Raw genomic sequence first — 13,456 nt, forward strand, 5'->3', positions numbered from 1 at the left:
TGGGCGGGGCGGGGTGTCGGGTCCCGCAACCGCCGAGCCGCCCTCGGTCGGCGGCCCTATCCGGCGAATTTTCCTCGCTCAGGATAGGGGTGGCGAACGTCCGGCAGGCTGGGATTCGGGCTGCATTAGGGGATCGATTTCGGTGTGTCGGCTGCGTCACATGATCTTGATGAGGTTGAATCTATGAGGTCAACGCGCTGCAGCGGTTCATTGCGAAGTCTCTTCTTCTCCCGGCACCCCGCATGCGACAAGGAGCATGAAAGTGAGCATGATTCTCGCCGCGTTACACGACACCGTACTAGCCGAGATCAGTAATCCGACACCGGAGGCGCCGCCGATGGCGGACAAACTGATGCAAATGGGCCAGTATTTCACCTGGCTGATTCAGTTGTCCGGAGTCACCGCCATTACCTACGGCGGTGGTCGGTTCGCCTGGGAAAAATGGTCCGGGGGCGGGCTGCAGTCGCCGAAGATGATTGCCAGTGCGATGGCCGGTGGCGCGGTCGCCGCTAGTGCGGGCACGATCATGAATTCCGTGCTTTAGCGACCGCACAGCATCCGTTCGAATCGAGCGCCCGCACGAATAGTCGTGCGGGCCTTCATCGACCCTGAGCGAGGGGATTCGATATGTCGCCGGCCTCGGAACTGGAGCATCGGCTCGCGCTCACCGAAAATCCTTATGGCCCGTTACCATCCGTGCGTGCCGCGCTGCGTGGCGCACGGGTGGCGGCGAACCGTTATCCGGAGTACCTGCCGCGCAGGCTGCCCGGGATGATCGCCGAAAGGCTCGGTATGCCGCCCGAGCAGGTGGTGGTCGGCGCGGGTGCCACCGGGGTCATCACGTATATCCTGCGCGAGTTCGTCGCGCCCGGCGACGGTGTCGTGATGGCCACGCCGACCTTCGACGGATATCCGCTGCTGACCGAGGCCATTGGCGGTCGGGCCGTCGAGATTCCACTGACTGCGGACGGTCATCAGGATCTCGACGCCATGGGCGATGCCATCGATATGCGCACGCGGGTAGTTGTGCTGTGCAGTCCGCACAATCCGACCGGTACCCGCATCGGACAGGCCGAACTCGAGGGTTTCCTCGATCGAATCGATCCGTCCGTCACGGTCGTGCTCGACGAGGCGTACATCGACTTCGTCGCGGTGGCGGATCGGATGGCTACGACTGACCTGACGGCTCGGTATCCGAATCTGGTTGTGACGCGGACCTTCTCGAAGGCGTACGGAATGGCGGCGTTGCGGGTCGGGTATGCGATCGGCGCGGTGCCGGTGATCGCGCGAATTCGACGGTGGCAGTTGCCGTTCCGGGTGACGGCGCTGGCCGAGGCCGGTGTGCGAGCGTGCTATGACGCTGAGGCGGAATTGGCGGTGCGCACCGCGGCGATCACCCACGAATGCGGTCGGCTCACCGAGGGGTTGCGCGGGCTCGGCTTCGCGGTGCCGACGAGTGCGGCGAATTTCGTGTACCTGGATTCCTGCGGCAATGCCGAAATCGACCGGCTTTGCTCGGCTTTCGAGCGCGACGGAATCCAGGTCAAGCATTGCGGCACGGGTATCAGGATCACCGTCGGCAATGCCGTGGCGACGGATGCGGTGCTTGCCGCGTCGCGCTGAACTCCGGTGGGGGTCCGAGGTCACCCGAGCTGGGGACTTCGCCCAATGACGGACATTCGTTCGCGGACCATAGTGGCACTCGTAAAATCCGAAACTACTGATGCTCGTCACCTACCTAGTCGGTGACTATGAGTGGCGTCAACTCGGTGAGGGGGAGTCGCTGCTGTGGGTTTGTCTGCCGCACTCGCCATTGTTGTTCTACTGTGCCAGGGCTCGGCTGGTCGGTGGTTCAAAAGGCCGTGCGCAGCCCAGCGTTAACGGTACGAATAGCGCGGGCGCACGTTCGGCGGGACATGACTGGCCTGTCAGAGCCCCAGGGAGAGGGATGGCAGCTCGGATGGTGACAAGTCCGATTCCACACCACCAATCGCCGGTCGATCCCGATGATCGACGGGTGGCATTGTTCAGTCCGGAATTCGCCGCGAATCCGCACCATTTCTACCGAGAGATGCGTCGACGCTATGGCGCGCTGGTACCGGTTTATCTTGCCCCAGGTGTACCCGCCACCCTGGTGATCGGTTATCGCGCCGCGATACGAATCCTGCACGACCCCGAGCACTTTCCGGCCGATCCGCGGGCTTGGCAGCAAACTGTCCCGGCCGATTGCCCGGTGCTTCCGGTCCTGGAATGGCGTCCGAATGCGTTGCGTAGCAGCGGGATCGAGCATGCACGCTACCGACAGGCGAATACCGCGAGCATCGGCGAGGTCGATCTACACGCGCTGCACGCCACGGTAGAGAGTCTCGCCGCCCCACTGATCGATGGTATGCCCGAGGCTGGCACGGTCGATCTGGTAGACGAGTACGCCTTCCCGCTCGCTTTCGCGGTCGTCAATGCCATGATCGGCTGTCCCCCTCAGATCGGGGAGGAGGTCGCGGCCGGAATCGCGGCGCTGTTCGACGGTATCGACGCCGACAAGGGCAACGTCCTGCTCGCCGAGGCGCTGGCGCGGTTGATCGCGCTCAAACGAGCCGAACCCGGTGACGACATCGCCACCCGACTGATCCATCACCCGAGCAAGCTCGACGATATGGAATTGATCCACCAACTCGTCGTTCTCTACGGCGCGGGGATCGAGCCGCAGCAGAACTTGATCGTCAACACCTTGCTGCTGATGCTCACCGATGACCGATTCGGCGGCGACATACTCAGCGGGAGCCTATCGACCCGCGATGCGCTCGACGAGGTCTTGTTCACCGATCCCCCGATGGCGAACTTCTGCGTCACCTACCCGCGTCAACCGGTTCTGATCGACGATGTCTGGCTTCCGGCACATCAACCCGTCGTGATCAGCATGGCCGGCTGCAATAACGATCCGGCTATCAGCGTCGGTGAACACACCGGCAACCGTTCGCATTTGGCGTGGAGCGCCGGACCGCACGCCTGCCCGGCCCGCACCGCGGCATACCTGATCGCGCAAGACGCCATAGACCAACTCCTGGACGCCCTGCCAGGTATGCGGCTGGCGATTCCCGCCGAGAACCTGACCTGGCGACCCGGTCCCTTCCACCGGGCCTTGTCGGCCCTCCCGGTCATCCTTTCCTAGATAGGGCCGTGCGGCACCGGCCGCACCGCGATGGTGCTCGAGGTCTCGAGTTCGACCGCTATCCGGGCGCTGCCGGTCGCGTCGGCGGTCACTTCTCGTTCCACCGCACCGTGGATCAGATACTGGCCTCGGGGGGTGAGTTGATCCAGTACTAGCGCGAATCGGCCCGGTCCGAGGCCGGGGCAGACGACAGCGTCCAGGCCGTAACCATCGGAAACTGCTTTCGCCACAAGGACATTCGGATGTGGCAAGTCGAAGATCCGAGGCCCTGCGTTCCATTGCGGTGGCCGGGGGCGCGACATCATGTCGGTGAGGGCGTAGGTGCGACCGAGCCCGCCGAGACCCAGCATGCCGTTGGCATGTAAGGAGGCCGCATCGAAACTCCAGACCCCCGGTTGTCGAGCATCTCCGCTGAACCCCAGCTGCTCGGTCGCCGCTGTCCAGAGTTCGGTGCACCACTCGGATTCTCCGCATTCCTGTGCGAGCAGCATTGCCGCTGCGAATGATTCGGCGTTGGTTGCCGCCTGCGAGCCCCAGTCCGCGACGATCGGAGATTCGGATCCGCCGGTGCCGAGGTGCCGGAACCGGTCGGTGGTCAGCCATTCGCGCAGCAGTATTTCCCATGCGCGCCAGGCGAGGTCGGGCAGTAGCGGCGCGACGAAAGCCGCGACCGACGCGGTGGTTGCCGGTCCTCGGAATGCTCGTGCGGTGAAGCCGAGTCCAGAGGCGATGAAGGAGACGATATCGCCATCGGCGGCGGTGAACTCGCTATCGAGGCCGCGTTGGAAGCGGCGGCTGATGTCGGCGGCGTGGCTGGTCCCGACCAGTGCGTCGAGTATCGCGACGCCCGCCGCGCTCACCGCATTGCAATACGGAAAGACCAGGCCGTGCCTGCGGCGGCGGCCGACCGGCAGCGGTTCGCACGGCCACAGGCCGAGGTCACCGCCGAAGTTCCGGATCACGATGTCGTTGATCGCAGGGTGGTCGTAGGCGAATTCCTCGGTGGGGGACCAGGAGAAGGTCAGCGAGCCGGGTGTGTCGAAGCGGCGGTCACCGGTCGCCTGCCCGAACATGGCGAGTTGCAGGTTGAGGTAGCCGGTGAACATGATGTTCTGTGGCACGTCGATCGGATCCGCGCGTCGCGCGCGAAAGTCCCAATTGCCCAATAGATTCTGGTGGTGCCAGTATCCCCAGACCGCTTGGTCCTGCATGCGTGTGAGGACGGCGAGTTGTGCGCGGTGCAGTGGTCCGCGCAAAGCGGGGGTATGCGAGTATCCGTACATCGCCAGTGCCCAGCCGATGGCATTGAGCTGATACCGGTACTGCTGCAACGGGCCCGCACCCTCGGCGTCGAAACCGTCCCAGTTCTCCAGTGGCTGCGCGGCGATGCTCATCAGATATCGCAGCAATCGCAGCTGATCGACATCGGCCTCGGTCACCTCGGGCGTACCCAGCCGGTGGTCGAGCGGCACCGGATTCGTCCGCGCCGAACCTCGCCGCCCGGCCAAATAGTTTTCCCGTTCGATCCCGAGCCGACGAGCGGCACCATGCCGGACGCGCTCACGAATCAACCCGAATGCCGAAAGCCCCACCGCGACAACAGGAGCACCCCACCACACCCATGTCATCGGTCCCGGCATGTCGCCGTGCACCTGCGTCAGCGCCGCGGAGACCGCGGCGGCGAAGAGCACGATCGCCGGCAGGGTCACATAATCCGACCGCGCCACCGAACGGAAGGCAAATGCCCAACTCGCGGCGGCCAGTACGCCGATGAAGGCGGCAATATGACCGGCCACCACGACAAACGTCGGCACGGCCACGACCGCTATTGCGACCAGCGGTGCGACCGCTCCAGCGACCAGCAGACCGCGGCCTCGGCGCACCGCCGCACTAGCGACAGCGACCTCGGCCCAGAGGACCACGGCGTGGCCGACGACAACCTCGGTAGCGAAGGTGTGGTCGAGCGGCGGCATCGCGTACAACAGACCGGCGCCCGGAATGATGAGTCCGGTGCCGAAGGCCCGCCACGCATCCGACAGCCCGAGAGCTTGGGGAAGGACCGCCGCGGCGGTCCAGACCAGCGAGGTGAGCACTAGAGTGCGCCGCAACCATCGGGAGGTCGCGGGTCCGCGCAGGCGAATATTCGACGTGGACTCCTGAACCGGTGCAGCTGTGCTCATGTCGACTCCTGTGGTGTGCGCGCCGCCGCTGGCCGGGTGGGCACGAGAAGGGCTGTCGTATGCGAGGGTTCGACGAGATGCCCGGAGACGGCGATTTCGAGTGGATGACGATTCGGCCGCCGGCCCTGGCGACGGGCTCGAAAGGCGCGGTGGATACGCACACCACGCGGCCCGAACACCAGGAGCCCGGCGAGCAGCACACAGCACACCATGCTCTTCACACCTCTCCATTCCGGTCTGTCGAACTCCAGAATGGGACCATAAGTAGGTCTACGGCATCGGTGATCGCTGTACGAACTTGCGCCACCTGTTTTGTCGCGACGAAATGGGATTGTGTAGGTAGCGACTGTTGATAGGTAATTGCCGAGAATTGTCTATCTATGTGTATTCCCTATTGAACCGGTCGGGTGCGTGCCGAGTAGCTTGTTGCCCATCGAGATCAGCTCGTCCCTAGCAGGCACTTTGTACTGTGCTGAGCCGAGTCCAACGAGGTTGGGTAATGAAAATTTGTGGTGTCCTCAATTCGGCAATCTGTCGGTTGTGGTGAAAGCGCCGCCGGGCCGGTTGGTGCGCGAGGTTGCGATAATCGGCACCGGAATGATCGGAACATCTATCGCACTCGCCCTGCGTAAGCAGGGAATTCTGACGTATTTGTACGATCGGGATCCGTATACGGTCGCCATGGCGGCGGCGCGGCGAGCGGGAGTCGTCGGTCTGCCCGCGGCGCCGGTCGATATCGCGGTGTTGGCCGTGCCGTCGAGTGATATCGCGACAGTGCTCGCCGAATGTCAGGTCAAATCGATGGCACATTTCTATACCGATGTCGGCAGCGTCAAAGTGGCTCCTACGGTTGATGCCGAGCTGATCGGCTGCGATGTGAAGAACTATGTCGGTGGTCATCCATTGGCCGGTCGTACGCGTTCGGGTCCGCTCGCCGCGTCAGCTGATGTGTTTCGAGATCGACCGTGGGCCCTCACGCCGGGTGCGGATACGGATCCGGCCGCGATCGACGCCGTTGTCGAGTTGGTCGGTCTGACCGGTGCACACCCGGTCATGCTGGCCGAAATCGCCACCGAATTGAACACTGTGGCCGGTTCGATGCGGGAGTTGAGCGCGCGGCCGAGTCGTGGACACACTGATTCGGCTACCGATGTCTTCGCTGCTGGGGGCGGCGGGCGGCTGCCTGCGCGACCTTCTCCCGGGTATCGCTGGGAATGAGGGTGATGATATCGGCTCGCGAGTTGATCATCAGTTTGCTGAAGATCGAGGCGATCTGTGCGTCAACCGTCTTGAACGAGATGCCACGACTTGCCGCGATCGCCGTGTTGGTCCAGCCTGCTGCGGCGAATACCGCCACTTCGCGTTCGGCGGCCGATAACTCGCTCCATTTGGATGGTCGGTGTCGACGGATCGGGTGGTCGAGTGCCAGCTTGTTCAACGACAGAGTGCCGAGCGCCAGTCGAGCCACTTCGTCGAATTCGGTTCGAAGTATCGCTCCTTCGTGTGTGGCGGCTGCGAAGGCCTTGTGTCCGAGCACATCTCGGGCTACCGCAATCGCCTTATCGGTTTCGGTGGCGAACGGTCCGAGGTTGGCGATGTTCACGCCGAGTTGCTGCCGTACCGTGCCGGCACCGCCGACGAGATTCGCGATCTCCGTCGCCAAGCAGAGCACTGAATCGGGCTGTGCGCCATGGTCGACGCGTGCGTCGGCGACCAATCGTGCCAGTGTCCACGTCCGGATATGGACCGCCCAGATCGCTCCCCACTGGTCCCGCATAGACAGTTGACTCCTCAGCGCGGTACGCCCGACGGCCAACGCCTCATGTGGATCACCGTGCTTGGTCAGTGCTATCGCCCAGGCCAATTCGGCCCAGGACTGTGCCCATCCGGCACCCGACCGCGTGGCACGGTCGAGGTAGCGCTGTGCGATCTCCAATGCCTGTGCCGCGGTGCCGAGCAGTCCGGCCGCCAGGGCCTGGAACAATTCGCTCATGGCGGCACCGCCCTCATCGCCATCCGCGCGTAACCGCTCGCGCGCACGTGCCAGGACCACAATCGAGCGCGGATCATCCGCGAAGAGCAGTTCGGTACCCAAGGCGAAGTCGACAGGAGCCGGCAGACCGAGATCGGCCATCGGATCGTCTCGCCAATTCGATCTCGCTGCCGCATCCGTGACGCAGGCGGCGACGCATTCATCGAGCATCTGGGCGGCCTCGTCGTGCACGCCCTGACACGAGGTCAACCATGCGGTCAGCGCCATCGAGGCGGTCTGCAGTTCAATGGGCTGGGGATCGAGACCGCGGGTCGCTTCCAGGGTGCGCATCGCCCACCGGCGGGACTCGCGCAGGGAACCCAGGAAGAACGGAAGACGCAGGGCGATCAACCCGGTCGCGATCTCCAATCCGATCGCGGACTCTCCGGGTGTGATGAGGCTGCTGTCCATCGCGGTGAGCAGGTTGTCCCACGCCGCACGAGCCCAGTCCAGCAACTCTTGCTCGGCCGGGCCGAACCAATCGGCCCCAGCGCGGACGGCCTTGTCCCGGTAGTACCGTCGGTGCCTGCCGGCCAACCGTTGCCACTCCGCCCCCGCCGATCGCTCGTTCAGCCGCTGCTGCGCGAAGACTCGCAAGCTTTCCAACAGTGAATACCGGACCGAATTAGGTGTCAGGTGCACCGTGACGAGCGATTGGTCCACGAGACGTTCGAGCAAACCCTCGATCTCGTCGCGAGCGATGCCAGCGCCGTCGTCGTCGGCGCATACCGCCTCGATCGCTTCGAGTTCGGCCCCCACATCGCGCCTCGACGTGCCGTGATCGTCGTCCGTATTGCTGTCGTAACCGGCGGCGAAGACCGACATGCGCTCGAAAAGCAGGCGCTCGTCGTCCTGGCAGAGGTCGTAGGACCAGGCGATGACATCGTGGATGCGCCAATGTCTTTCGTCTGCGCCGACCCGTGGGCCATGCGACCAGCGCAGCCGTCGGTCGTCGTCCTCCCCGCTGAGATCACGCAGGATCATCGGCAACGGTTGCCGCGTCAGCCGGGCGGCGGCCAGCCTGATGTAGAGGGGATGGTTGTGTACATGCCAGCAGATCGAACCGGCGACCGCGGCGTCGTCATCACCCGCGATAGGGTGACCGGTCAACTCCGCTCGGGCGCGGAACAAAGCGAGCGCCTGTTCGCGTGACAGTGCCGGGACCGGCACCAATTGCTCGTCGACCCAGCCGATGGCCTCGCGGCTGGTGGCCAGTACGGTCAGTCCGGGCACCGCATCCAGCAACGCCGCAATCGCCTGTCCGGCACCGTCGAGTACGTGCTCGCAGTTGTCCATCACCAGAATGGCCTGCGGATTGCGGCTGGTGCCCTCGGTCTTGGTCAACTTATCGATCAAGGCATCCCAGGTCGACCGGTTCGAGAAGTCCATGTCGATGATCGAGTGAGCGAGCTCGTCCTCGACCGCCGTCGCATCCGAGCCCGCGGGGAGTCGGGCCAGCCGGACCCAGTGAATCGGCACCCGCCGCGCCTTGTGATAGCGGTGGACGGCTTCAGTCGCGAGCCGGGTCTTACCGATGCCGCCCGTGCCGATCAAGGTAATCAGTCGCGTCGAAGACAGAAATAAGGTTGCGATTTTTTCCAGCTCTCGTTCTCGTCCGACGAAATCACTGGCCGCTGTTGGAAGAGAACCGCTACCGAAGGGGCGTTGCGCTGACACATCGAGCAGAGTAGCCGGTCGGTCCGACACACTGCCAACGAAATCTCGTGAATCCACCGCTCTGCGGATGTGTGAAATCTACCTATCAGTTGATGATTGTGACACCGCAGGGTGAGTCGACGTTGCGGGATTCGGCATGCGCCTAGCAAATATTGCGGGTGGGCGGATATACACGAGAGTTGACGGCGTTCGAAAAATGCGTGCTGACCATAGTCTTCGCTATGTTCGCATCGGCGGTCCATCGTGACCATGTGGGCCGACCCCACGGCCGGATCGTCGGCTAATCAGAGATTGGGCTGGACTAACTGAAAGATTCTTCCGCTGTCGAACTGTCCGAGTAATTTTATGTCATCGATCCGGTCGATATTCTGCACCCGGCGAAAGATCTTATCTGGGGCTGCTCGATATGGAGTTCAGCGACTATATGGCCATCGTGACCACGTCATCCGGTTGATCGGCTATGCTTTTGGTATCCGTTTACTCGATTTATTCATGGCCTCATTGCGGATCCTGGTCGAGACATGGACCGGTACGCTCGTGCCGCCCATCGTGTGGCAACAATCGACGCGTCTTCGTAGCCTGGTTCGTCGTGCGAGTCTCTTCGCCAATGCTCTGTGCAAATGCTGACCATGCTGGCGGTGGCAGTTCAACGGTAATAGCGATCCGAAGTGCCAGCACTGCTGAATCGGCTCATTACGCCGCACCTCGGCCAGCAATCGTGATTCACCCCGGCGGGTACTGATGTCGGACCACTACCTAACTGCGGAGACTCATGTGGAGATATTTCGTTCGTGCGCATCGTCGAACTTTATGAGCGGAGCGGCAGAAAGGTTGGATGGCATGGCGGATCGACCGCTGACTTCTATCGCGGCGCCTATCGGTATCGCCCATATCGCGGCTGTCCCAGGGGGTACTGATGCGCTGCACAGGCGAGTTCATGAGTTGCGGTCCATGGGTCTGGTTTTCGCGGCGAAGGCCATCGAGAAGGAGATGGCGGATTTGGGGATAGCGCAGTCTGTGCCCCGGTGACTCGGAAATTAAGTATCAGCAAGATGGGCTCCGGCCCGGCAATCCGCCCCGAAGCGTCCGGGCGTGGGCTTGGCGCACCCGTTACCGATGATTCGAAGCTACCTATCCGGTCATGCTTATCGCGATCTGTCTGCCCGAACGCGACCTGGAGTGTGGCTGTGAGTCGATCGCTATGGATCGATCCGCGACTGCTGCGTACCCGGGGGGCCGCGTTCGAGGAGATCGGCGATGAGGTCCTGCAGGTAGTGCAGCGGTTGGACGCAGTGCTGTCCGCGGAGGGCCGGTGGTGGGGCGATGACGATGCCGGTGCGGAGTTCGGGAAGTCCTATGGGCCGGATGCACAGCAGGCTGTTGTCGCCCTTCGCGATATGGCCAAGGTGTTGCGCGGTTTCGGCAGACAGGTGACGGAGGCGGCTGACACTGTCGAGTCCGCGGATCAGGCCGGTGGCAGTTCAGTGGGAGACACCGCTGCGGCCGCCGACAATGTGGTGCGTCCTGCCGAGGAGGCTGGGGTGCCCGAGTCCGATCATGCGTCGGCCGCCGGATCGCCTCCGCTGCGCTCTCCGGATTCGCATTCTTCGTCCGCAACGCGAACTGTCAGGGCGCAAAACGAGCCGGAGCTCCGGATGGACACGCGTGGTGAAGTGCGTATGCCAGCGTCAGGCGCCGATCCGTCCGTTGGCACGGCGGCGCGCCCGCGGGCGGATCTACCTGATGTCTCCGACGGTGCTGACAGCCACGTTGCCGACAGTGCTGTTGGCCGTGCCGAGGGGCTGCAGAGGCAGCGGTGGTCGGAACCTGCTCGTGCTTCCGCGCCGGGTGTCGGTAATCCCGATCGACCTGTTCACCCGGACGTGCCGACGGTCGTACAGCCTGGGCGTGAGCCGTTGGGACGCGGTGTTGTCCCGACGGGCCGGACCGGCGCGCGCGCACCCGTGGTGAGTGCACGCGGGGATCGGAAGCCTTCGGCCACGCCTTGGTCCGGGGCCGAAAACCCGGCAGGCCGGCCGTCTCCACTCGCCGGGCCCGCCCGCGAGGGAAAGCCCACACCGGAGAAGAAGCCCGCGAGCGCCCGACCGCGGAGTCGAGGTGAGGGGTCCTCGGTTGCGGCAGGTCCGACGACTCGACCGCGGACCGGGAACGCGATCATGCAACTGGCACAGCAGTTGTCCGAGCGGCACGGTGTCGAGGTGTCGGGCTTCGAGGCCTCTGACCTCGATGCGGCCGTGGTGGGAGAGTTTCTCGCGGCGATCGATGACGTGCTGACGAGGCATCGACTGATCGATATCCGCGGCATTGCGATCGGGACTGTCGCCGAGGGGTGCGTCGTGTGCGTGGGCCGGGCGCGGACTACCGATGCGGATGCGTCGGCGTACTCGTGGTCGGTAACCCTCGATGGTGGACTGGCGGCCGATCCGGAACGGCTCGACGAGATCCTGCGGAACCAGCGTCGGCCGGGTGCCGCCGTCGCGCAGGCGGATACGCGAACCGTGTATGCGGCCACGGTTCGGGAATTCGGTCGCGCCTTCGACCTCGCCGGTGCGGGGCAGGCACGGAATCGGGCGCAGCGGATCTTGATCGGCGAGTATTTGCGCGGCGACAGCGGCTACCACAATGCCGGACTCGCTCGGGTGGTGGCCGGATACAAGCGTTGGCGTGACCAGTTGAGCGGTGCGAGCTTCGACAACGGGCAGTTCGACGCCGGTGCGGCGCTGGCCGACGCCTTCACCGACGTGATGCTCAACGGGGACAAAGCCACCGAACCAGCGAAGACGCTGTGTGGTCTGCTCACCGACACCGCGGCACAGGTGTCGGTGGCGCGCGGTGGCGTGCAGGAGCGGTGATCGGCTGCAGCAGTGGGGAATTCGAATTGAGGTTGGTCGTATGAAGCAGTCTGACGCCGACGGCGCGCACACCGACCGGGAGTCGCTGTCCACTGTGCAGACCGTCGACGACGAGATGACGTGTTCGGCGAAAGAGGTCGCGGCGGAGGTCGCGGAGTCGGGCCCGCCCGGGTGGCGGTCGATGACGGCGGTCTTCGCACTGACGGTTGCCGAGGAGACGGTCGAGATCGTTTTCACCGTGGATGACCGGTCCGTGCAGGTGGATCCGCCGGAGGCGCTGCTCGCCTCGGTGCGGCGGCTGCGGGAGCTGTCGGCGCGGCTCGAGTATGGGCCGTGGTGGCGGCTGCTGGTCTGGTCGTCCGATGGTGGCGAACCCGAATTCGGTTACGACTACGGTGACGAGCCGTTTCCGGACGGTCAGATGTTCGCGCCGGAGGTGTATCGAGCCGATCTTGCGGAGTATCCGCGGGATCGGCTTCCGGTGTGGCTGGCGGCCTATGTCGGTCACGGCGACCGGCAGACGCGCAGCCCGCGGTGGGCGGTTGCCGCGGTGCGCGCCGATCGGGCCGCCGGGGTACGGCCGGTGCCGATGGAGAATCAACTGCCCAATCTCCCGGCGCTGTGGGCGAGATGGGCGGTTTTGTCGGCGGCGTTCGTCGCGGTCGGATCGCGGTTGGGGCCGCGCATACTGCCGTCGCTGGGCTGGTTCGAGAGTTCCCGGCGGGCTGGTTCGACTCTCTATGTGCTGCCCGGGGGGCGTGCGGTGCTGTCGGGCGGGGTCTGGGATCCGCCGGAGCTGGATGCGGTGTACAACGGGGACGCGCCGATGCCGAGTTTCTATGCTGGAGCGCCGGATTGGGTGGCGGACTCGGTGCTGAATCCGCGGGCCGCGGCTGGACTGCTGTCGTTCTGCTACTGGTGGGAGCAAGGGCAGTGGTTTCGGGGGGAATCTCCATCGCCCGAGCAGTGCGGTTCGGCGGTTCCGGGAGTATGGACCGCAGGCACCGTGGTCGACATCGTGACGCGCCTGGTGCCCGATGCGCCCGAGCCACGGGTGCGTGCCGCGGCCGATGTGCTGGTGCCGGTCGCGCAGGCGGGGCTCGTTACTCGGACGACGGTGACAGATGTTTTCGGCGATGCGGACGGTTTCGACATCGACGCTGCGCTGTATCAGTTTTCGATCGCGGGCGTCACGGCCAGAGAAGGGCAGCGCGAGATGTCGGCCCAGGATGCTATCGACCGTATCCGTACCTACATCCTGGATCAGGGACTTGATACCACCGGCTATCCGCTCGCTGAGTTGACCGCGGAGCGCGTCGAGGTCGGCTGGATGGTGTACGTGCCGGTGCCGCGTGGTGAGATCGCGATCGGCCGGGCGATCTTCTATATCGCCGACGACGGGGTGGTGGAACATTCGACGTCCTCGATCGCACCTTCGGTGTATGTGACCGGTTTCGAACAGCGCTACCGGCGCCGTCTGGGGTCACTCGCCTGACCTCGACCAACGAGATGGTTCCTGGACAGA

Annotated in this window: 8 protein-coding genes; 6 read left to right on the forward strand and 2 right to left on the reverse strand. The window is 64.3% G+C overall.

Annotated features, from left to right (window positions below):
- Positions 1 to 268 precede the first annotated feature (268 nt).
- From ACIBI6_RS05220 to ACIBI6_RS05230, 3 genes are all read left to right on the forward strand, one after another.
- Complete coding sequence (locus tag ACIBI6_RS05220; RefSeq protein ID WP_364343858.1) at positions 269 to 544, forward strand: hypothetical protein; 276 nt, start codon at positions 269 to 271, stop codon at positions 542 to 544.
- An 83-nt stretch (positions 545 to 627) separates the two neighbouring features.
- The gene (locus ACIBI6_RS05225) at positions 628 to 1,623 is read left to right on the forward strand and encodes an aminotransferase class I/II-fold pyridoxal phosphate-dependent enzyme (RefSeq protein WP_364343734.1); all 996 of its coding nucleotides are present in this window, start codon (positions 628 to 630) and stop codon (positions 1,621 to 1,623) included.
- A gap of 325 nt (positions 1,624 to 1,948) precedes the next feature.
- Entirely contained in the window at positions 1,949 to 3,169 is a 1,221-nt protein-coding gene (locus ACIBI6_RS05230) for a cytochrome P450 (RefSeq protein ID WP_396955374.1), read from the forward strand.
- Here ACIBI6_RS05230 and ACIBI6_RS05235 read toward each other — a convergent pair.
- Complete coding sequence (locus tag ACIBI6_RS05235) at positions 3,166 to 5,349, reverse strand: hypothetical protein (RefSeq protein WP_364343728.1); 2,184 nt, start codon at positions 5,347 to 5,349, stop codon at positions 3,166 to 3,168. The two genes, ACIBI6_RS05230 and ACIBI6_RS05235, sit on opposite strands and share 4 nt — an antisense overlap.
- Before the next feature lie 540 nt (positions 5,350 to 5,889).
- Here ACIBI6_RS05235 and ACIBI6_RS05240 point away from each other — a divergent pair.
- Entirely contained in the window at positions 5,890 to 6,567 is a 678-nt protein-coding gene (locus ACIBI6_RS05240) for a prephenate dehydrogenase/arogenate dehydrogenase family protein (protein WP_396955375.1), read from the forward strand.
- Here the strand turns inward: ACIBI6_RS05240 and ACIBI6_RS05245 are convergent.
- Positions 6,494 to 9,115 (reverse strand): AAA family ATPase, encoded by a 2,622-nt coding sequence (locus ACIBI6_RS05245; RefSeq protein ID WP_396955376.1) that lies wholly within the window; start codon positions 9,113 to 9,115, stop codon positions 6,494 to 6,496. The genes ACIBI6_RS05240 and ACIBI6_RS05245 overlap by 74 nt on opposite strands.
- 2,120 nt (positions 9,116 to 11,235) lie before the next feature.
- Between ACIBI6_RS05245 and ACIBI6_RS05250 the strand changes: the two genes are divergently transcribed.
- Positions 11,236 to 11,931 carry a hypothetical protein gene (locus tag ACIBI6_RS05250; RefSeq protein WP_396955377.1) on the forward strand — a complete coding sequence of 232 codons (696 nt, stop codon included), beginning with the start codon at positions 11,236 to 11,238 and terminating at the stop codon, positions 11,929 to 11,931.
- A gap of 40 nt (positions 11,932 to 11,971) precedes the next feature.
- Entirely contained in the window at positions 11,972 to 13,426 is a 1,455-nt protein-coding gene (locus ACIBI6_RS05255; RefSeq protein ID WP_396955378.1) for a hypothetical protein, read from the forward strand.
- The last annotated feature ends 30 nt before the right edge of the window (positions 13,427 to 13,456 follow it).

The organism is Nocardia sp. NPDC050412 (assembly GCF_044458825.1).
Classification (GTDB): domain Bacteria; phylum Actinomycetota; class Actinomycetes; order Mycobacteriales; family Mycobacteriaceae; genus Nocardia.